The 22,846-nt window shown below is 54.7% G+C and carries 13 protein-coding genes; 7 read left to right on the top strand and 6 right to left on the bottom strand.

From position 1 onward, the window contains the following. Positions 1-364 precede the first annotated feature (364 nt). Together hflK and hflC are read left to right on the top strand one after the other, a co-directional pair. Complete coding sequence (gene hflK / locus FHS27_RS24090) at positions 365-1,348, top strand: FtsH protease activity modulator HflK (protein WP_184307811.1); 984 nt, start codon at positions 365-367, stop codon at positions 1,346-1,348. Between the two features lie 2 nt (positions 1,349-1,350). Beyond that, positions 1,351-2,319, top strand: coding sequence for a protease modulator HflC (gene hflC, locus FHS27_RS24085; protein ID WP_184307809.1), 969 nt, complete (start codon positions 1,351-1,353; stop codon positions 2,317-2,319). Between the two features lie 75 nt (positions 2,320-2,394). Here hflC and FHS27_RS24080 read toward each other — a convergent pair whose 3' ends face one another. Beyond that, entirely contained in the window at positions 2,395-3,225 is an 831-nt protein-coding gene (locus FHS27_RS24080) for an SDR family NAD(P)-dependent oxidoreductase (protein WP_184307807.1), read from the bottom strand. Positions 3,226-3,340: 115 nt separating this feature from the next. Further along, entirely contained in the window at positions 3,341-3,631 is a 291-nt protein-coding gene (locus FHS27_RS24075) for a putative quinol monooxygenase (RefSeq protein ID WP_184307805.1), read from the bottom strand. 276 nt (positions 3,632-3,907) lie between these two features. On the opposite strand from FHS27_RS24075, the gene FHS27_RS24070 reads away from it, so the two are divergent. Both FHS27_RS24070 and FHS27_RS24065 read left to right on the top strand, forming a co-directional pair. After that, positions 3,908-4,318, top strand: coding sequence for a winged helix-turn-helix transcriptional regulator (locus FHS27_RS24070; RefSeq protein ID WP_246420771.1), 411 nt, complete (start codon positions 3,908-3,910; stop codon positions 4,316-4,318). 522 nt (positions 4,319-4,840) lie between these two features. Beyond that, a complete protein-coding gene (locus FHS27_RS24065; protein ID WP_184307803.1) occupies positions 4,841-7,354 on the top strand; it encodes a hypothetical protein in 2,514 nt (837 codons plus the stop codon). A gap of 36 nt (positions 7,355-7,390) precedes the next feature. On the opposite strand, the gene FHS27_RS24060 is transcribed toward FHS27_RS24065, so the two are convergent. The 3 genes from FHS27_RS24060 to FHS27_RS24050 form a co-directional block, all read right to left on the bottom strand. After that, positions 7,391-8,836, bottom strand: a complete 1,446-nt coding sequence (locus tag FHS27_RS24060; RefSeq protein ID WP_184307801.1) for a sulfatase-like hydrolase/transferase — start codon at positions 8,834-8,836, stop codon at positions 7,391-7,393. A gap of 536 nt (positions 8,837-9,372) precedes the next feature. Continuing rightward, positions 9,373-10,581 carry a hypothetical protein gene (locus FHS27_RS24055; protein WP_184307799.1) on the bottom strand — a complete coding sequence of 403 codons (1,209 nt, stop codon included), beginning with the start codon at positions 10,579-10,581 and terminating at the stop codon, positions 9,373-9,375. A gap of 415 nt (positions 10,582-10,996) precedes the next feature. Further along, complete coding sequence (locus FHS27_RS24050) at positions 10,997-12,634, bottom strand: sulfatase-like hydrolase/transferase (protein WP_184307797.1); 1,638 nt, start codon at positions 12,632-12,634, stop codon at positions 10,997-10,999. Positions 12,635-13,194: 560 nt separating this feature from the next. On the opposite strand from FHS27_RS24050, the gene FHS27_RS24045 reads away from it, so the two are divergent. The 3 genes from FHS27_RS24045 to FHS27_RS24035 all read left to right on the top strand — a co-directional run bounded on the left by FHS27_RS24045 (position 13,195) and on the right by FHS27_RS24035 (position 18,296). Continuing rightward, complete coding sequence (locus FHS27_RS24045; protein WP_184307795.1) at positions 13,195-14,574, top strand: Gfo/Idh/MocA family protein; 1,380 nt, start codon at positions 13,195-13,197, stop codon at positions 14,572-14,574. Between the two features lie 111 nt (positions 14,575-14,685). Beyond that, positions 14,686-15,645 carry a family 16 glycosylhydrolase gene (locus FHS27_RS24040; RefSeq protein ID WP_184307793.1) on the top strand — a complete coding sequence of 320 codons (960 nt, stop codon included), beginning with the start codon at positions 14,686-14,688 and terminating at the stop codon, positions 15,643-15,645. A gap of 194 nt (positions 15,646-15,839) precedes the next feature. Continuing rightward, positions 15,840-18,296, top strand: coding sequence for a hypothetical protein (locus FHS27_RS24035; protein ID WP_184307791.1), 2,457 nt, complete (start codon positions 15,840-15,842; stop codon positions 18,294-18,296). Positions 18,297-18,416: 120 nt separating this feature from the next. Here FHS27_RS24035 and FHS27_RS24030 read toward each other — a convergent pair whose 3' ends face one another. Beyond that, positions 18,417-22,664, bottom strand: a complete 4,248-nt coding sequence (locus FHS27_RS24030; RefSeq protein WP_390854418.1) for a sulfatase-like hydrolase/transferase — start codon at positions 22,662-22,664, stop codon at positions 18,417-18,419. Between the last annotated feature and the right edge of the window lie 182 nt (positions 22,665-22,846).

The following is a 22,846-nucleotide window of genomic DNA, read 5'->3' as shown; positions in this document are numbered from 1 at the left end:
GAAGGCGGGGCGGTCAGTATGACTCCCACCGCTGGCGAAGTCAAAAGGGGAGTGGGGCGAATATTAGCCGTCGTAATTCACGCTCACATCATAACTTATGACCGCATTCGGGTTGAACGAGAGGCTCGGGGCGTCTTTTGACGCTGTCGTGAGATGCGTCGCGTTGCGTACCAGCGTCTGAGAACTCTACACCCTCGGCAACGCGGTGGCGGGAATCATCGTGTTTTCATCATGGAAAGCGCCTCGTTTGGTTCGGAAACATGCCCTACCAGCAAGCTATACTTCCCAGGTCCGGAACCTTCCGAGACCGACCCAGCGGGCATTTTCCCGAATACCCGTACAATCAACACGAAATCACGATCTCATGAAATTCGACCCTGATGACTGGCGCGACATCGATTGGCGCAATATCGACTTTGGACGACTGCCCGTACTTTGGCTGGTTCCGATTCTCCTTCTGGGGATCGCTGTCTTCACCAGCGTGTATACCGTCCAGGCGGAATCGCAGGGCGTCGTGCTGCGATTTGGAAAATACGTCCGCAACGCCGAACCGGGACTGCGGTTCAAACTGCCGTTCAATATGGAGAAGGTCGAGATGGTGCCCGTCAAACGGCAACTCAAACAAGAGTTCGGCTTCGGCACCCCGGGTTCCACCAACCCGACGCAGTATTCGTCCGAACAAAAACTCGAACGAGGCATGGTCACCGGTGACCTGAATGCCGCGACGGTCGAATGGATTATCCAGTACCGCGTCCGCGAACCAGAATTGTATCTGTTCAAAGTCCGCAACCCAGACAACACGCTGCGTGACATTTCCGAATCCGTCATGCGAACCGTCGTCGGTGATCGTACGGTCGATGAAGTCATCACCGTTGGGCGACAAGAGATCGAAGCCGACGCGCTAATTCAACTTCAAGAACTCGTCGACAAATTCGAACTCGGTCTAAGCATCGACCAAGTCCAGTTGAAGAACGTGAATCCTCCCCAGGCGGTGCAGCGTTCGTTCAACGAAGTCAACCAAGCCCAGCAGGAACGCGAACAACTCATCAACGTTGCCAACGGTGAATACAACAAGGTTGTTCCGCGTGCCAGTGGTGAAGCCGAACAGATGATTCAGGCGGCGGAGGGTTACGCTCTCAAGCGTGTGAACGAAGCCGAGGGTGACGTCGCACGATTCAACGCCGTCTTCGCGGAATATCTAAAAGCACCCGAAGTGACGAAACAACGGATCTACATCGAGACCATGCGTCAGATCGTTCCCAACCTCGGCAAGAAAATCATTCTTGACGAAGACGCCAGCCAACTCCTTCCAATGCTGCAAATGTCTGCCGCCTCTTCAAAGAAATAAACATGAAAAATCTTCCCCTCCCCGCACTGATTGCGGCGGGCGTGCTTGCATTGTTTTTACTTTACAACGCGTCCTACACGGTTAACGAAACCGAGCAAGTCATCATCACGCAGTTCGGGAAACCCGTCGGTGATCCGATCGGCGAAGCCGGGCTGCATTTCAAAACCCCGTTCATCCAAGAGGTAACCAGCATTGAAAAGCGGATCCTCGAATGGGATGGTCGTCCCAATGAAATGCCGACCAAAGATAAAACGTATATCGTGGTCGATACGTTCGGCCGTTGGCGGATCAACGACGCGAAGCAGTTCTTCTTACGTTTGCGGGATGAACGGAGCGCCCAGTCACGGCTCGATGACATTCTCGGCAGCGAAACACGTAACGCGATCGCAAAGCACAAACTGATCGAAGTCATCCGAACGACCAAAGATCGTGAACCGGCCCGCGATGCGGTTCTCGTCGACGCTCCGGGTAACGTCGGTGTGTTGTATCCGATTTCCAAAGGACGCGCTCGTATCGAGCAAGAGATCTTTGACAAAGCCGCGGTGAAGCTCACCGATTTTGGAATCGAACTGCTCGACGTGCGTTTCAAACGGATCAACTACAACGAGAGCGTTCAACAACGCATTTACGATCGAATGATCAGCGAACGCCAACAGATCGCTGAACGCTTCCGCTCCGAAGGCGAAGGCGAAGCGGCCAAGATCATCGGTAAGAAAGAACGTGATCTGCTCGAGATTGAATCACAGGCCTACAAACGCGTGCAGCAAGTCCAAGGGGCCGCGGACGCCAAGGCGACGGAAATCTACGCATCGGCGTATAACCAGAGCGAAGAATCAGTAAATTTCTATGCGTTCATTAAGACGATGGAGACGTATCAGGAAATGCTCGGCGGCGACAGTACGATGGTCATGACCACGGACAGTGATATTTTCAAATTCCTGAAAAATGTCAATCCAACGAGCAGCGAATAGTCCGCCTGCGCGTTGCAGGTTCAACGGCGGAGACGAGGTTTTATTTCCGAGTCTTCGCGGTTTCGGTCGCGATGCTTATGCCGATACCTTTGCAATCGCGATTCCTTTGCTCGCCAGAAACGCGTCCATGGCTTCGATGACTTGACGGCTCAAATGCGAATCCAAGCCATCGGGATGGGGTGTCCCGAAACGCTTGCTGTCGTTGTCATAATATTTTCCTGACGCGTCGGCGAACTCATCGGAAACCGCTGCTCGCGTCAGAATGTCCGCCCCGATCATCACATCGCTGCCCGGGATTCCGAATGTTTCGTTGACCATCTTGGTAGCCAACAAAGATCCGGGGTTCACGGAAACCACCAGCGGCTGATTCTCTCCCAGCGTCGTGGCCAGTTCACGTGACCACATCATTAACGCGAGTTTACTTTGGGCGTACGCTGCGTTGTGATCGAGTGGCACGGGCTCCGAAAATGCCGCGAGATTAACGGGAGCCTGCGCAGCCGACGAAACATTGACCACACGCCCGTCTCCGTTCATGAGTGGGAGCAGTCGCCGTGTTAACCAATACGGAGCAATCGTGTTAACGACAAAGCGGACGTCGATTCCATCCGACGCGATCGTTTGTGATGTTTTGTAAATTCCAGCGTTGTTGATCAGCACATCGAGATGGTCGCATCGTTCCAGCACGTCCACGGCCAGTTTGTCAACGTCAGCCAATCGAGAAAGATCGGCCGCGATCGTTTCGACGCTGCCACCGTAAGAGGGCGTTCCGATGTCGCTCACCGCGTTGGCGAGTTTCTCGGCATTCCTCCCATGCAACATCACATGGTGACCGAGAGACAAAAGTGACTTCGCGGTTTCAAATCCAATGCCCGATGTGGCGCCGGTAATCAGGATTCGCTTTTTCATTGTGAACTCTTTGGCGTGATGGAACGGTTCGTCCGGGCGGAATGCCTGTTCGAACAGAACCGAATTAGTTGGACTTGATCGTCGCGGTATCCCGTCCCATGCGTTCGGAGAGTGCTTATGCGATCAACGTCATTTCGTTAACGGTGATCGTTTCGATGGAGCCTTCCGTTGCCGCAACAAAGTCGTGGAAGTGTTGAGTCTCGGTATGTGCCAACCAAAGCTCTCGGTTCTCCCAATTTTCATAGAACAGGAAATGTGCCGGGCTTTCATTGTCGTGATGCAAGTCGTATCGAATGCAGCCGTTCTCCGCTCGGGTAGGCGAGATCAGCTTTTCCAGTTCCGACTTCACAAAATCGATTTTGTCTTCTTTGGCGGTGATGTTTGCGATGATGGTGAGTTTTGACATTCGATCATTTTCCTGCAGAGTGCATCGTCAGTTATCGAGACGACGACATCCGAATTGGCGTCGAGTGTTTCGTCAACCGGTTGCGACGAGGATGCTCGTTCGTCGTGGAAACAACCGCAGGAAATTTTCGGTAGATCGGCAGATTGAATGCTGAGTAAATCGCTATCTCAGTCATCGCCTCGCGAGCGTCGGCATTGCAAAACACTTTGCCCGCTGAGATACTATGCATACAACGCCATCGAGCAAGTACGCACAACAAAGACACGTAGGCACACAATGGATACTAATGAAGAAAAGACGCCGAAAGCGGCTCGCCACGTCAACTATGAGTTACCCGCGTGTCCCGTCGAGGCGACGCTCGAGCTGATCGGCGCGAAATGGAAAGGCATCATCTTGTTCTATCTGCTCGACGGCCGGGTCCGGTTTAGCGAATTGAAACGCCTTGTCGGTTGCGTGACTCAGCGAATGCTGACCAAGCAACTGCGGGACCTGGAGGCAGGTGGGCTGGTGAATCGAATTGTTTATGCCGAGGTGCCACCGCGCGTCGAATACGAACTCACCGAGGAAGGCAGATCACTCGAACCGATCCTGCACGCGCTCAAGGATTGGGGTGAGCAACATGCGATGAAGTTGATCGCGGCACGGCACGATGCCGAATCGCTCAAGGCAGAAAATCCTAACACGTGAACCGGTCATCGGGGCGTTGTCGTTCTCGCTCGGATACGCATGTTGCATTAGATGCGACGTGCTCGTTCGCTCATCACAATGCGAGAACAAGGGGGAGAATTTTCGGGGTGCTGGCAGAATAAGGGGCCGGACGATCTATCTGGGGCGAGGCGTATTCATTTGGTGGTGACAACGCCTTTGAGGTCGGAACATACTTCCATCGCGTCGATTGAACCGACGCGTTTGCCGCCTCCGAATCCAGCCCGTCTATGCACTTCACGTTGTGGCCGTTCCTTAGCCGGAACACGTTCCATCTCGCATTGAAACAAACCGAGTCTGCCACGACACTCGCGCGAGTGGTTGTTTGTGCAAGCTTCTCACTCGGTTGTGCCTCGATGTCAACGCTGGTGCGTGTCTGCGCACAGCGCCAAAGTCTTTTGAACGAACGTGGCGGCAATGGTATTTCAGCCGCTCTTCGACGTGCTACTCTGTCGGGATGTGACTCGATCGTTCGCCCCCTTTCACCATCCCACATAGCATTCCATGAAACTTCTGAAGAGATTCATTTTCACTTACGTAGCCATGATGATGGTGATAGGACCGGCTCGTGCAGAGAGCCCCGTCGATGGAACTCGCAACGCAGGCGACGCGGCCAAAGACGCATCCGTCTACGGAACGATTACTGAAAAGACTCCATCGATCCCGCAGTACTTTTCGTGGATCAATAACACCAACGAAGGATCGACCGAGTCACAGACTCTTACCAATTTGGAGTTCTTTAAGTGGTTGCATGATGAATACGGCATGAACCTCGGCATCTATGCCTGGGATGCGGGCAACATCGACAGCGCCAACTACTACGGGAACATGCAGAGCGACAGGTTCAACCGTCAGTTTCCAAACGGCTGGGACGAAATCGGCGGTCTCGCGAAATCATTCTCTTGCCGCCTTGGACTTTGGGGCGGTCCTGATGGATTCGGAAACACCCCCGAAGAGGAACAGGCACGCATTGATCTCTTAGTGAGCCTTTGTCGTGACTACGGTCTACAGCTTTTCAAATTTGATGCCGTTTGCACGCAATTGCGAGACGAGAAACAGACGAGTTTTGCCAAAGCGATGACCGAATGCCGGAAGTACGCACCGGATCTCGTTGTTCTCAACCACCGGCTCAATCTCGGTGTGGCAAAACCGCATGCGACGACGTTTCTTTGGGGCGGTGCGGAAACCTACATCGACGTCCACATGCGAAATCAGACGACCGCACCGCATAACCGAGCCGGTGCATTGTCACGCGGATTGCCACCCGGGCTTCAACGTCTCACCGAGGACCATGGTGTCTGTATCTCGTCGTGTCTCGATTTTTGGGAAGACGATCTCGTGCTGCAGGGATTCAACCGCAGCCTGATCCTCGCTCCCGAAATCTACGGAAACCCATGGCTCCTCCGAGATGACGAATTCGCGAAGCTGAGCCGTATCTTCAACCTTCATTTCCGTAACCGAGAGATCTTGGTCAACGGCATGGTGCTCCCCGAAACATATGGAAGCAATGCGGTCGCACGGGGTGATGAGTCGACTCGCTTCATCACGCTGCGAAACCTTTCGTGGAGCCCAGTGACCTACAAGGTCAAACTCGATGAGGAGATCGGTCTCACCGATGACGGACCTGTTGAGGTGCGGCGTTACCATCCCTCGGAACGAATCCTAGGCACGTTCGATCACGGCCAGAGCGTGGCGGTGGAGGTTCCACCTTTTCGTTCGTATCTGATGATGGCGACGACGAAACCGTGTGAAGAAGTTGGAGTTGTCGGCTGTGACTACGAAGTCGTCCGAGACACACAGGACAAACCGATCTTGATCAAACTGCTCGGAATGCCCGGTGCCGAGACAACCGTTTCGCTCAAGCCTGGACACCGCTCGTTCGGCAGTGCGTTTCTCGGCGAAGAGGAATCGAAAGATCTCCTCCGCGGTGAGGTAACGCTGAAATTCCCAGGCGAGCCCATTGCGATGCCCTGGCACAAACTGATGACAAAACTCGAGCCGGTGGACGTCCCGTCCGACGCACAACAGTTGTATGAAGCCACCTGCTTCAGCGCAGAAAACAACGCACTGGAGGTTCAGTCACTGCACCGTTCAGGCCCGACATCGATCCCGCAAGTTCAAGCGGCACGTGACGCGTTCTTTGATCAAGAACTTTTTTGGCGGCGGGGGATTTGGGACAAGTACCTGTTCGATGGCAATCCGGAAACCTTCTTCAGCGTATTGCATTACGGTCGCGACAAACGTCTCGACGGCGGATCGCTTCGCGTCGATATGGGCAAACTCGAAGCGGTGGACCGACTGTCGATCGATGCGTTGTTTCCGTCAACCGATATGAACCAACCCGCGTCAATGCTCAATGCGGACGTGTCGGATGACTTGGTCACGTGGAAATCAATCACGCTTGAGAAAGCTGACCGGCCAACGCGAACGGCTCGAGTCGCGGACATCGGACAGAACGGTGGCACCTGCGAATTGATGGATGCCAACGTCCTCACGTGGGAGGCGACGCTGCCCGAAGCAATGCGATTCCGATATGTCAGAATTCCGAATGCACCCGAACGGGTCGCCGAGTTTGAAGCGTGGAACGCAGACGAGAAGATTGCGGCGTCCGAGTGGCACGCGACCAATCTTTTTGCTCCGTTCAGTGCGGCAGCTCCCGTGGCGGCCTGGCAAGCTGAAACGGAGATCGCGGACAACGTCGCCGAGAGCAGCTATTTGTGTGTTGCCCTTGATGGCAAACATGGAGCCAACAAAGCGTACGCGGCCTTGCGGGTCGACGGGAAATGGATCGGTGCATCACAACGGGCGCCTTCGTTCCCATGCGTTGCGTGGGAGTATCCGGGGCGAAGCCAAGCGAGCAATGACACTCACTATTTCCCGATCACCGACGACATGCGTGGCAAGAAGATTGATGTCGTCGTGTTGGGGCTAGCCGGTGGCAGTGCCGAGATTACACCGCACGTTTGGGTGACATCGTATCAAGCTCCCAATGAATCGATTTCGTTGAGACTCGAATGACCCGCGGAACTCGCGTCAGATGTCCATTCGGTTGTTCTATTTGAACGTGGGAACGGGCGTGGCCGGATAGCCTTCCGATTTCGCACCTTCAGGTATGGAATCCAGGAAGAACTGGTCACGCTCTTTGTGGTAGTTCTTGTAGGGTTCCAAACGGCCGGCCACGTTGCTGTGATTCCATGACAACCATTCGCGTCGCAGTTGCTCGGCTAACTCAGGCTCTGCGTTCATCCGGTCATTTTGTTCGGAAATGTCAGTCGACAAATGAAACAGCTCAGGCGTGCGACCGGGATTATCGAGAATATGTTTGTTCCGATTCGAATCCAAAATGGACCAACGCACCCCGCCATCACGCCAGTAGAGGAATCGCTGAGTTGATGTTTGATTGGCGTTTGAGAGTAGTCCCATCAAGTTAACGCCTTCGAGATCCGTAGGCGGTTGATCGGAACCACTGGCGATCGATACGGCCGTTGCGGCGATATCCAGCGAGATAACAGGCATTTCGTAGACCGAACCTTTCGCGATTCGTTTCGGCCACGACGCGATGAACGGTACGTGAACACCTCCGTCGTACAGATTGCCCTTTCCGCCGCGGAAATCACCGTTGGACGACCCGTTCCATTTCGAGGGCTGGCTCTTGGTCGATTGGGGACCTCCGTTGTCGCTGAGGAAGAACACCAACGTGTTGTCACGGAGTCCATGTTCTTCGAGTGCGTCGAGAATCTTTCCGATTCCGGCGTCCATGACATCAACCATTGCGGCATACCGTCGTCGCTTTGAGTCCTCAATGTCTGCATACTTTGCGATCGCTTCATCGGGCGCCTGCAAAGGGGCATGGGGTGCGTTGTAGGCGACGTAGAGAAAGAACGGCGATGCTTTGTTGGATTCGACAAAATCGACCGCGTCCTCGCTCAACGCGGTCGTGAGATAGCCATCGAAAACGGCAGGCTTTCCGTTGCGTTCGAGTGCTTCGGTGTAGCCTTCCTTGACGGGCTTTCGAAGGTCGATCGTAAAGTAGTCGTGACCACCGCCAAGGAACCCGTAGAAGTAATTAAACCCTCGGTTGTTCGGATGAAACGGCGCGGCCGCGCCGAGATGCCATTTGCCGATCGCCCCGGTACGGTACCCCACCTTTTGCAGACGCTTGGGAAAGAGTTGTTCGTTGACATCGAGTCCCATATACGGGTTCGCCGGATCGTAGGCGGGATTCGTTTCGAATCCAAAGCGTTGTTGGTAGCGGCCCGTCAACAATCCCGCACGACTCGGACCACAATACGGATGCGTCACATAGCCGCTCGTGAAAACAACGCCCGATGCAGCGAGTGCGTCGAGATGCGGCGTTTGGATGTCCGTCGCGCCCGTGAATCCGGTGTCCGCGTATCCCATGTCATCCGCCATGATGACAACGATATTGGGACGATCTTCAGCTGAACCAACACACGCAATTGAAACAGAAAGAACGATGGATGCGACGAGGATTTTCATGGCGAACATTCGTGGGGATGGAGGCAACCTGCACGGCGACTCGAAAAGCAGCTATCTGTCAAATAGCGATGCGAGAGCCGTCTTTCGAGTCATGTGAGAAGCACGTTTATCAGTAGCATACCAGGATGTTCTTCCCTCGGTTGTGCTCCACCGTCCCTCAAACAGTCGTGTCGACAGTTCTGTTCTGTTCTCGGCGTGAGCGGCTACTGCCAACGCTAGGTTTGCAGCAACCGGAAAGAACACTTCATCTTGGACGAGTCCAGCATCGATCTGGCGAAGATTAAAAAGGATGCTTCCAAAGATGGTCGATCTCGCTCACGATTGAATCGAAGAGGCGAGAGAATCGTGACGGCGACAGCAGTGCGGAGATGGGCCGCGTTCTGGCTAACGCAGTTACTTCCTCAGCGCAATTTCATTTGCGGAAACGATGCAAACGACGACAGCCGATCTCGCCTGGTTTGGACGGTCTGAATTCTTTCGGATTCAGACCCCGCGATCGGCCGCGTCGCTCTCGAAATAACCGTACGTGCGGCGGACTACTCTGCCGCAACGGCTTCGAAGATTGCGATTCGTCCGTCGTTGCGTTTGCCGTTATTGTTCTCGCCACCATTCGGCCACGACAGCGCGATGCCGAACAATTTCCCATCACGTTCAACGGCACAAAAACCGTGCATGTGGTGCATGTAGTTCAGACCTTCATACTCGGCGGGCACCAATCGTCCGACGGGTTTTCCGTCCGAAACGATCAGCACGGGAGCCACTCCGTTGCTATCTGCCAATGGATTCAACAAAGGCAAGAACATTTCGTTGCCGTGCAGCGACAGGTTGCAGGGATTCGATCGTGCGGGCAGTTGGATGAACTTCTCGTCGAAAGCACCTGGCATTTGAATCATCTCGCCACTTGCGGTGAAACCATAAATGCGACCGTGAGCACGCGATGCGACTTCGACGACTTCGTTTCCGTCGATCTTTGTCACTTCGACGCCGTGAGCGGTCGAAAACGGTCCACCTTGATTCGTCTTTCCGCCCCAAGCCGCGCCGCTCCATTTCCATGTGCCGTCGACGTTTTTGGCCGTCAACGCATAATCGCCGGGTGCATAGCCGGTCACGACGATCAACGATTGAGCTTCGGGCGCGAAGACAACGTCGCAGGGAGCAAATTTGCCACCCTTTCGGTAGTACTCGTTAATTTTTTCGTCATCAAACTCGCCACCTTTGGGAGAGGTCAACGACGCCAAAATTTCACCACGTTTTGAGATCACGACTTCGCCCGTATTCGTCGATGAGAACGCCCACAGCGATTCACCGTTGAACAGGAAGCAATCGGCACCGTGCGAGTTCATCCCCGAAGCAAATTTGGGATCCTGGTCGTCGACCAATTTCCACTCTTTCATCTCTGGATCCAGAGCAACCAAACCGTAGCGGCTGACCACGGTGACCATCTCGTTAGTTTTTTGGTCTTGGTCGGCGTTGTTGTGCAGACCGCCTTTGGCTGCGGCGATCATTTTGTCGGACATCTTGCCCAAGTCTTCGCGGTGTTCCCAGCGGTACGTTTTGTCGCCAACTTGGAATGTGCTCGAGGTGGCTGCTTCCGCTGCATTGGTAGTCGCGGTGAGCTGCGATGCCGAGTGATCATGCCCTTCATGGGCGTTTACTACCGAAGCGATCGAACCCACGAGGAGTCCGCTGAGGGCAACGCGGGCAATCCGCAACGAAGAAATTTGGAAAGGTGCAATGACGCGCATCGAGGGGCTCTTGAAGTTCAAAGGTGGGAGCGGAGCAGGTGGGGCAGGAATAGGAAAGCGACGGACCGGCTTCATTCGCGTTGGCAAACAGACGCGTAAATACGCCGACCATTCGTAACGGAACGAGCGTGGTTGGTGACGCTGCCCGCCACCCTTTCCTCATGTTTCGATTCCAAACCGAACGGGGAAATACTCGTAGCTACTGACCGCTGTGTCAAATCTATAGGGAAAACGCTAGCAATCGAATATATCTCGTTCCTAGCGTGGGAGGCAGTTTATACCCCAACTCGAACGCGTCGCCATCCCTAGCGACGGCGACGCGAACACAAGAGTTCATAAATCAGGACGCGTGTCGCATCACACCAAGGAGCCTTCGCTGGCGTACCACGTCGTCCCGTTACGGTTAACGCGTACGCTATTTAACCGACTTGTTCGTCTTTTTCGACTTGGATTTTTTGCCTCGGACAGCGTTCGGATTGGGCGGTGTTCCGGGAGCATCGTGCTCGGTGGCATGCATATCAAACGGTGCCATGATTTTCATCAGCCGCTCGCGCTCGCTGCGATGAAGTTCGAGAGCATCGTTCCAGTCATCGATTTGGGGATAACTGATCAAGTCTTCGGGTTGTTCACGCACGTCCCACCAACGTCCCCAACCGTCACGCATCAGGTATTGACTACGGATGAGTTGATCAGCACCGCGGTAGGCGTAGATCCAGTCGCGGTGCGTCGTCTTATCGGTCGTCAAGAAGGGCCAAAGCGATTCGCCATCGATTGGATAATCTGCGGGAATCTCAACGCCGACGATCTCCGCAATTGTTGGCAAAAAGTCCGCGAGATTAACGAGAATGTCTTGCCGCCCCTGCTTCGTCATCCCCGGGGCGTAGATAATCAGCGGAACGTGAGTGCCCTTTTGGCGATCGGATTGATGCTTCCCGTAACCGCTGGTGCCGTTGTCGGCGCAGAAAATGACAATGGTGTTGTCGGCGATCCCAAGTTCGTCGAGCTTCTTTCGATACAACCACATCTGATAATCGAGATAGTTCACGTGGTTGTGAATCCCCGGTTCCGAAACGGTGCCGTGCGTGTCATACACACCCTCGTCGCCCGAAATCTGGGGCTCCACACGCTCGTACGCACTACCGTCCCATTTTACGATCGGCGCCCCCGGCCACTTTGTGTTGACGTCTGGATGGAACCAATCAAATGCGTCGTGGCCGAGGTGCGAGCAGTGATAGATGAAAAATGGTGCGTCCGCGGCATGTTGCCGATCCATATAGTCGAACACGAACTCCAACTCGACGTCGGGCCCGTATGTGTGCGGTCCAAAACTCTCGCGTGATTCCGGCGTGTTGGGCCACCACTGAAACGTTTGATCTGAGTCAGGGTGATTCATCAACCTAACGTGCGGATACCAGTACCAACCGTGTTGCATGTACGTGTCCGCTGGTTCGCCTGTGTCGACATTGAGCAGGACCCGTTGCCCCTCTCGATTGACATACGTGTGTTTGAAATCAGTGTACGGGTTGTCTTTGTCGGACAGATTGCCGGGCGTGAAGCAGCCTTCGTCGAATCCAAACTTTTGCAAGTCGCCGACCATCTGCGTCTTTCCTGCCCAGTAGGTCCCATAGCCCGCTTGTCGGGCGATGTGTCCGATTTGCAGCGGCGAACTCTCGTACAACGGCCACTTCTCATAAACGCCGTCGCGTCGTTGCACTTCGCCGATATCACCGTTGGTCCACCATTTGTGACGATGGGCATACCGGCCCGTCATCATCATGGCACGACTCGGCGAACAGACCGTCGTCGCCCAAGCAGTCGTCACCCAACATCCTTCCTCGGCGAGCCGATTCAGCACGGGCGTTTTCGCACGGTACTTCATGTCGCTGGTATCGCCACCTTCGGGCGGACTCCATACGGAGGAGCCATAAGGCGGCAACTCCCGCGCACTGATGTCGTCCGCGAACAACAGAATGATGTTTGGCTTTTCCGCGGCCGAGGCGGCAACGACGCAAAACAGCGTGGACGATAACAATCCGACGACAAGACGCATCATAAGAATTCTCGAAGACAAAACGGGTGGGGAATCAGAGACAGGAGTATTCGGCTAAACAGCATAGGACCAAACAACGGGCATCGAATGAGTCATCTGGCGTGCAACTCATTCTTCGCGAATGCTTTGCATGTGTTGCATGCGATGGATCCTAATATGATTCGTGAGGAATTTTAGGGCTGCGTCAGATGGACGCATAACGGTTCTTCAAAGGTGATCGAGTCCAATCGTAGATTGGTTTCTACGTTACCACTTCGATCATAGGCGAAATCGTATTCCTAAACGGCCACCATGTCTGACGCGCCATGCATATGTTGCTTGCTTAATCCATAGACCGCTGGAGCGAGATGACAGACAAACATTCGCTAGCTCAATAGACCTCGCAACAGAACTCAACTGCAATCTTGTTAACGATCAATCATTGATCTTTTGACAGTTCTAGCAGAGACTAGGGAAACGCACGTGAAGACTTTGCGGTCTCGCCACGAACCTTCCCCACATCCCACCTCAGTTCCCGCACCGCGTTGACCCTTGGTTGTCACGCTCAGCGGAGGAGTCTCCTGATGAAAAGCGTAAAACGCGTGACCGGCAATCGGCGCCAATTTCTTACTTATGCGAGCGCGGCCGCCGCGGCAGTCACCGTTCCCTACACGTTCACGGCACGTCGTGCATCGGCACAATCAAAAAGCGAACGGTTGCGATTCGCGTTGATCGGTGTCGGAGGCAACGGAACACGTACCGCCCCCGTCGGCAAAGAGTTCGCCGACTTGGTCGCGCTCTGTGACGTCGACTCTTCGCACTTAGCGTACGGAAACGATTTGCTTTGCGACGGTAAGGCGGATCTCTACAGCGACTACCGTGAGGTACTCGCACGTGACGATATCGACGTGGTGCAGATTTCCACGCCGGACCATTGGCACACCAAAATCCTTATTGAGGCAATGCGTGCCGGGAAAGACGCGTATTGCGAAAAACCTTTGACGCTCACGATCGACGAAGGCAAATTGATTCGAAAAGTGCAGAAGGAAACGGGACGCGTCGTGCAAGTCGGAACACAGCAACGCAGCAGTTTCAACTTGTTCAACAAAGCCCTTGCTGTGATTGCGGATGGACGACTCGGCAAACTGAAGCGGATCATCGTCGGTATCGACGCGGGCGGTTGGAGCCCTGAGATTCCCGTCGCAGCGGTTCCAAAGGAACTCGATTGGGACCGATGGTTGGGGCCGACTCCCGTGATGGAATATCGCTACATGGCCGACCCGAAACCCGGCGTCGATCGAAAGTACACCAACGGGCACACCCATTTTCGTTGGTGGTATGAGCATTCTGGTGGCAAGCTGACCGACTGGGGCGCACACCACATCGATATCGCGATGTTGGGCATCGCAGCGGCAGGGCAGAACAACGACCCCGTCTCGGTTGGCGGAACAGCCCATCACGACGTCGAATTTAAAGACGGCATGCCCGTTCAACACAACCGATACAACACCGCCCGCGCGTTCGACCTCAATGTCGCGTTTGCCGATGGTGACGTCACAATGAATGTGCGGCACGATGTCGATAACGGGATCCTCTTTGACGGCGAACGCGGACGGATTTTTGTCAACCGTGGGAAACTCGTCGGGGCACCGATTGAGGAACTCGCGGACAATCCGTTGCCCGAAGATGCGATCAACAAAGTCTATCGCGGCATGCCAATTGTCGGAAACGATCGACCGGCACACTGGGCGAACTTCGTTCATTCGATCGAGCACCGGACGTTGCCGATTTCGGATGTGCACTCGCACATGAAGATGCTCAATGTTTGCCATCTCGCCGGCATCTGTTGCCGTCTAGGCCGAACGATCCACTGGGATCAATCAACCGAGATGATTGTTGGTGACGATTTGGCCGCCAGCATGATGAGCCGACCGTACCGAGAAGGATACGAGATCGAAGCCTAGCGATTCGCTGACGCACCAACTCGGCATCAACGCCGAGTCCATCGAACAAAGCAGCACGGATACAACGTTTATGCCAACTCCATCAATCCCCACTCTGAGAGCCCCAGTTCCATGATTCTGTCTCACCTCACGATGCTGCCACTGCTCTTGATGGCTGTCGTCAATGCGAATATTCGCAATCAGACTTCCGACGGTTCGCCGTACGAGTTGGCAATCGAACACATGAAGACATTGCCCGCGCCGCCCGAGGGATTCCAGTGGGCGGTGAATCCCACGTTTACTGACGAGTTTGAGGGGGATTCACTCGATCAACGCAAGTGGTACGACAAGAGTCCCTATTGGCAGAACGGACGGCCACCGGCAACGTTCAAAGCGGACACCGTTTCGGTGCGAGAAGGTTTTTTGCGGATTCGAAATCGTCGGTTGATTCCGTCGGAAGGCAATGACGGAAAACCGGGCGACAAATACACACTCGCCGGTGGCGCCGTCGCGTCGAAAAGCGATCAAGCTTGGTATGGCTACTACGAGACCCGAATGAAAGCGTCGCGTACTCCGATGTCGTCGACGTTTTGGTTGAAAAACCTTCCACAGTCCGTCCGCTACATCAAAGAAGACGGATCAATGGTGAATGAAAGTCATCGACAAGAACTCGACATCATCGAGACTATCGGTGCGCCAACCAAAACGCCGAGTTGGAACCGAGAGTTCCATGCCAATACGCATTATCAGGTGAACGTCAGTCGCCGCAGCGATCCGCCGAACGTGAGCGTGGGCGCTCCTCGTGATGAGCGGGCAAAAATTGAAAACACCGCGGATTTTTTTTACACCTACGGCGTTTGGTGGATCGATCCGAACACAATGCGTTTCTACTACGACGGCAAATACCTGTTCACCGTTAAACCGGCAACGGATTACAACCCGCTGCCCTTCGCCCGCCCGATGTACATGCACTTGGTTACCGAAACCTACGATTGGGAACCAGGACAGCCAACGGATGAAATGCTCAACGACGAAAATCAAAGCAGCACGCTCTACGATTGGGTTCGTTCCTACATTCTCGTGCGTAAGTAAGTCGTCTGTCGCGAATACTGTATTCTCTGGCGTCCGATCGCGATTCCAATCCTCGGCCGATCAGCGTGATCAACGGTAGAGATGCTCGTCTGGTGCGTTCGCCATCAGGTGAGCGGCGTCTCACGACAACGATTGGCCGCTCCGCTCGGAGCGAAGTGTGCATTTTTACTCGACAGCAATCACGACGAATTCCAATGTGTCCTAGCTCCATTCGCCGCCCCGCCATTCGATCATTTCTTAGTATCGTTGCCGCGTTCGTTTTCAGCATCTCATCCACCCATGCGGACATTGTTTTGCTCGGAGAGAATCCGCCCAACGAAAATGTGAACGATGGGAACTTTGATTTGGTTCCAGGATGGCAAACGCATTCTTCTCCATGCTGGACCGTCAACGCTGAATTGACGAAGGGGAACCACATCGCGGGGGTTGCGTTGGGAGAATTCCGAAGTGCCGGCAATGAGATCACGGTTGTCGAGTCACGCAAACTCGACAACATTCCCACCTATTCGAAACCGCTCGTGGGCGATGTTTTCGAGTATCGCTTCACCGCACATGCTCGATACGAGATCCCCGCGTTCGTATCGTTCAGTTTGGTGTTCGGTGATCACGTTCGATTATTGGCGGACGATGTTCCGGTTAACGGCGGTGCGGCGCCGGCGGATTTCTATTCAGGTGATTACAAAGTAACCGCCGATGATGCAGATCAGGGAATGCCGTTTGTTCGTATTAGCCTGCGAACCACCGCACCGATTTCTGTTTCCCTGGATGACGTTAACCTCCGTGTTCTCGATAGGGCAAGCGCGGGACCGTCCGCGTTAAACGCTACAGCGGATGAATCCGGCATCACGTTAACATGGTCACCGCGCGGAAATTTCGCGGATGCCGAACATCGAGTCTACCGACGATCGTCCGACGCAAAGAAGTTCACGCTGCTTGGTTCGGCGAACAAAACGCACCGGTTTCTCGATGAATCGATCGTCAACGGCATTCAGTACAGCTACATCGTCACCCGCGTATTGGATGGCGTTGAGTCTGCCGCGTCCCCGTTGGCGACCGCGAGACGTCTCGATTCGCAACCACCACCCGCCCCTCGACTGTTCGATGCGGTGTCATTGGATGCGGAAATCGAATTGGCGTGGGAATGCGATGATGAGGATGTCGCCTCCTTCTCCGTTTATCGAAAAACGAACGACGAACTTGATTCAATTGCGTTGGCCACGGGAGTTACCAAAAACACGTTCACTGACATCACCCCTGTTAAAGGCGAACGGAACACGTACTTTGTTCGCGCAATCGACCACAGCGGAAACGAGAGCGAACCATCAAACACCGCGTCAGGGCGAGTCCGAGCGATGCGTGGTGCGTCCTTCAGCGATCTAATTTTGCCGATGCCGATTCACACGGAATTACGCAGAGACCTGTGGGGGGCCGAGGAAGTTTTGCCACGTGATCCCAATAACGGAATCGAACATCCAGAGTGGTCCTACTGGGGTGGGCGTCCCGTTAAGGATGACGATGGAAAGTATCACATGCTCGTCGTACGCTGGCCCGAAGCCGCGCTGCGAGGTCACTGGGAATGGGTGGCGTCCACCGTGGTTCATGCCGTTGCGGACGAACCAACGGGCCCGTACCGCCCGACCGGGGAAACCGCCTACGCGTATCAGGACGGGCACGGACATAACGCCGATGTCGTTCGACTCAACGACGGCACCTACCTGCTTTACTCGCTCATCCACTGGAAACCTACGTTACTGAGTTCGAAATCCATGCGTGGTCCGTGGGAGGTAGTGGGTGAAATGAGTGTCGAGTACGACGCCGAGTCTCTTGGCGACAACCGTGAGTATCAGGTGCAACGCAATTTATCAGGTGTGCAACTCGACGACGGCAGCATGTTGTTTGTATCGAAATTTGGACGCATGATTCACAGCACCAACGGATTGCTCGGCCCCTACCAAGTCCTCAGCGACGTGGTGCAAAACAACAAATCGATTCCCGATCGATACCGCCATTCCAATTATGAAGATCCTGTCATGTGGCGGGATGAGGTTCAGTTCCATCAAATCATCAATGCCTTTTTAAACTACCGTGCGATCTATCTCAGGTCACCCGACGGGATACACTGGAAGTGCGACACGGGATTGGCATACACGCCCGATTGTACTACGTACGAAGACGGCACCCGCACGCGTTGGCATAAGCTCGAGCGACCACACGTCCTGCAAGATGAATTCGGTCGTGCCACGCATCTTTCGCTCGCGGCGATCGATACGGTCAAGCGACAGGATTACGCCAACGACCAACACAGCTCGAAGAATTTGATCATTCCATTGGTCGTCCACAAACGTCTCAGCGTCCAGAACGATTCACCGATATCATCTCAAACTGCTGAAATACGAATTCTGGTGCACTCAGAGGAAGGCTTCGACGCTCAGACGGACATGAACTTTGGCAGCCTTCGATATGGCGCTGCGGAGGAGGTCGACTTTGGCCGAGGAAGTCTGGTCGTAACGACGGAAAAACACGATCAAGGTCTGGTACTCGTCTTCGAAGGAGAGTCCGCCGGTCTCACCGAGCAAAATTTCGCCGGCAAACTGATCGGTGAGACACGGGGTGGTGAGCTGATCGTCGGCTTCTCAAAGCTGAGCCGATAACGAGTATCGAAGAATGATACCGTGAGTCAGGCTGGCTCCCACCGAACAAAACCATTTCGCCCGGTGGTTGCCTTACCCGTTTGCCCTCAGCGGAACCGAGGACAATGATTCGGTTATCTCTCATTCGTACGTGAACGTTGCAGTCGCTTGGCAATTTGCGTCGGAAACCAAACGCACCCAGCTCGCGGAGAAACCATCGGCAAACGAATACTGCAACGTTTCGCTGGGCTTGACTTCGACGTGGTCTAGCGGGCACCAGAGTCCGTCGCCATTGATGTCAACTTCGATGGTAAAGCCAACTGGCTCCGTGCGATCGTGTTGCAGTGTTAGCGATTTGCGATCGTAGCCGGTCATCAAATAGGCATCCGAAGGCTTGCCGTTTTGAACATCGGAGTCTTTCCACGGACCGCCTTGACCGACGGGTTTGCCGAGCTTCCAAAGATCGTCAACGCCGCCGAACCACAACGAAGCGGTGCCATCGGCCGCGGCGAAGACGTGTTCGTCATCCGATACGTCTTGCTTCACACCGGCGAGGACGAGCAACCCGTTCCACGAACAGTAGTCCGTGATCTGCTTGGAGTGGCTCGACACCGGGCGAACTTGATTCCATGCCGGCGGGGCTCCATTGGTTACCAACGGCAACTCGTAGAACGTACCGTGAATATTGGCCAGGATACGCTCTGACTCGACCTCGCGGAGATCGCGTGGGCTTCCCGATCGGAATGGGCGGTCGTACGCGACGTGTCCCTTCGGTAACCGAAATTTCTTCCCGTGATGCGACACAATTACCGAAGCGTCGTCGACCGTGAATTCCGGCTCGACGTGCAACCGACGTTGCAAATTCGTGTCCGGTTCGGTCGCAACGAAATCGAACCCTTCCTTCGTAAATTCGAGCTCAATCTTGTCGTCGGCGATGACTCGAAGGTTTCGATTGCGTTGGGCCGGGTAGATTAGGGCTGATGTCGCGTTCACATCTTCGACATCGGCCAATCCCGCGAACAACGCTTGGTTCTCGGCCGATGCTCCATCGACAAAGCGACTCGTTGTCTGGTGCAGGAACGCGGTCGCGATGCAGTCACGATTCGTCACTAACCGGAGCCACACTGCATCGAGATCGTTTGGTAGTGGATGAGCAACGTAGCCGTCGTCGCCGACGCGAACCTCGCCGAGGCTTGTCCACTCGCCGTTGCCGTCACGATCGACCTGCAAGGTGAATACGACGGGATCGGTTGATGTTTCCGATTTCGGTTCCTGCGTTGCTGGTTCCGAGACGGTGGCCAGCCCCTCTGCCGTGATCGAAACGGTTTCACCATCGGGCGACTGAACAAACGCGAGGTGGGGCATGCCATACGCACCTTTGCTGTGTTCGATGTCGTTAGCGGGAATGGAAACCGTTCCAGCGGAGAACTGTCGCACGTAGACTCGGTCGTCATGGTTGCTGCCCCAGGTCACGTCGAGATCGGTGAGACGCCACGACGAAGGCAGCTTTGGATCACCTCGTTTGTCCACTGCGAGATAAACATTCACAGCGATATCGACGTTGAACTCGAACCCCGGTGCGGGCTCACGCCAATTTCCGCGCGGAATCGAGACGCGGGGGAGTTTCGCGAGTTCGGGTGGTAACCCGTGAATCGTCTGCTCGTCCGATGCACGCAAAATTTGCGCAGTGACCGGTGACAATTTACCGACCGCCAAGTGCAAAACACGTCGATCGAAACCGGAGACGAGAAACGGATCCGATGGAGTATTCGCTGCTACCGAGTCCTCAATCCACGGACCACCGTAGGCCGACGCGGGGCCCCATGATTTCAGATCGTCAAATTCGCCAAACCATAAATTGCTCTGCGGTTGTCCGGCGAGAGGGTTGCCCTGAATGCTGGTCTCGTCACTCGCCAATACGAGCTTGCCATTCCATTCGCAGAAGTCTGGAACGTATCGGAGGTGACTGCCGATCGGTTTGATGCCGGCCGAGTTCTGAGAGGAAAACGTTTTAGGGAATTCGTAGAACATCCCGTGCATGTCCATCATCCAACGGCCATCGGTGATTTCGCGGATCCGCGGCCATTCCGTGTACCATCCATGGCGAGCGTCGTTGCAGTACGCGGCCTTGGGGAGCAGGTAAGTGTGCCATTTACCTTGGTCGAGAACCTTCAGACGTACCGATCGACGGTCCCATCCCATCGTCCAAATCGGATCGTCGCCATCGCTACCACCGGTGATACCGCGTGGCCCGGTGACCTCCGTGAATTGACGGCGCTCGACGATGTTCCAGTTCTCGCCGTCGTACTCCGCCAGCACGCCACGTTCTTCCTCGTTGCGAGCTTTCCCGCCAACCAAGACATCCCCGTAATCTCCCACGTGCAACTCGCCGTTGTTCGATACAACGAGCCGACCCTGTGAGGTGTATCCACCCTTTCCATGCCATCCCGGCACTGGCTTTTTAAATAACCGCGACACCGCGAGTGTATGAACGTTGGCTTCCCAGATGGATCCTTCCATATCGATGTAGTAAACCATATTTTCAGGATCTTTCAGGTGTCGCGCGATCGCGGTGACTCTCATCGGCATGTCATTAGGCGAAATTGTGCGAACATTCCCTTCAGCATCGATCAAGTGGTGAGCAATCAGGAGCTGGTTCGACTCCTCATGGATCATTCGACCGGCAGGCGTCCCGCCAACGCTTTCGGGATGAATCGTCAACGGTTGCGTGAGATCCGGGTCAACCGAAAATAGTTTGTGCTCGCTACCTTTGGGCTGATGCGGTGCATAATTGACCATCCATAGTTTGCCCGCCCAGGGAACGATCGCACCGATGCCACATTCGTTGTGCCCTGATTTGTAATGACCGCCGTTTTGACTGTAGATTCCATAGGTGGTCAGGTGTGGGTAAACGCCGCTGAGAAGGATATCAGTGCGAATGTCGCCCGATTCCGAAGGTGCTTTCATACGATTCCGGGCAGTCAACTGAACCGCGTTCGATTCGAGCCCAGCACGTTGTTGCTGCAATTGCTTGGAGAGTGCCTGAACCTTTTCGCTGTATTCGGGATTCTCAGCGAGGTTCGTCTGTTCGATTGCATCGGATTGCAAATCGTACAGTTCCTTGAACACGCCGTCGGCACTACCGTCGGGATGCGTTTCGACATATTTCCATCGATCATCGCGGACGGCCCACAATGGCTGGCTGCCTAATTGAGGCGTGGGGGCTTCGTACAGGAAGCTCGTTCGCCAATCCGACGGCGAGTCGTTCTCGACAATCGGCAAAAGGCTCTTACCGTCCATCGATTTTGGAACCGGCAAGCCCGCGAGTTCATAAATCGTTGCCGTGAGATCGATGTTCAGCACCAACGCATCGCTGACCTTGGCCATGGTTCGTGGTCCCGCGATCGCCATCGGCACATGCATCGATTCTTCGTACGGCAGCACTTTGCTGGTCATGCCGTGTTCACCCAACAGCCATCCGTTGTCGCCTACGAAGAGGATCCAAGTGTCGTCCTGCACGCCGAGTCGGTCGATTTCATCGAGAACGCGGCCGATCGCCCGGTCCATTTGTTCGACACTGGCGTAGTAATCGCGAGTGTGTCCCTGAATCTTCTCCGGCGAATCGTATCCGTAATGCAACGCTTGGGTTCGATTGCGAGACGTTTTGAGATACTCCGGCTTCCCGGACAAGTCATCATTCCAGGTCTTCGGCAGCGGCATCGCTTCTGCGTCGTGAGCGTCAAGATACTTCTGTTCCGCCGGCCACGTGTGCTTGTGGTCCATGTGTGGAACCTGCGTGCACATCCAGAGGGCGAACGGCTTTTCGTCCACCACGGACCGTTGCATAAACCGAATCGATTCGGCCGCCGTCACATCATCGACAAACCCAGGCATCTTCTTGGATTCGCCATCAATATTGAACTGGCGATCGTACCAAGGTCCATTGGCCCAACATGTCGAAATGAACTCGAAGCCGCATTGTTCCGGCTTCGTCTTCAGGTGCCATTTCCCTGTCACGCCGGTTGCGTAACCCGAATCACGAAGTGCGTCAGCGAAGGTCGCCGCGCCATCGTTGATCGTTACGATTCCAACCGCGGTGACGCCGTTCTTGCTGCCGTAACGCCCCGTCAAACAGGCCGCACGGCTAGGCGAACAAATCGCCAGCGTGACAAACGCGTTTTCGAATCGTGTTCCGCGACTCGCGATTCGATCGAGATTCGGAGTCGACAACAATTCATTTCCTGCTGCGCTCCAACCGTCCGCACGATGGTCGTCGGTCAAGATGAACACGATGTTCGGTCGGTCACTTTCGCCAACTGCAACAGTTGCCTTGACGACTGAGAGCATCGTCAGGCAGGTGAGAATGATGGAGAGGGATAGGTATTTCATGGAGATGCGATTTTGGAGGGCTAATCGGAATGGGATCCGTCCAAACGATTGAGGGGCAGAGGGATGTGGGGTTAGAGCATTTCCTATTGGTTGTAGCCACCGTCGCCCGACGGTGGATCACGCTCTGGCGAACGTAGCTACTATTGATAACCTTCGTCATTGGCTGAAACACTCTAAAAGGT

Source organism: Aporhodopirellula rubra (assembly GCF_014192335.1).
Taxonomy (GTDB): Bacteria; Planctomycetota; Planctomycetia; order Pirellulales; family Pirellulaceae; genus Rhodopirellula; species Rhodopirellula rubra.
This window is presented reverse-complemented; position numbering and strand designations above follow the sequence as displayed.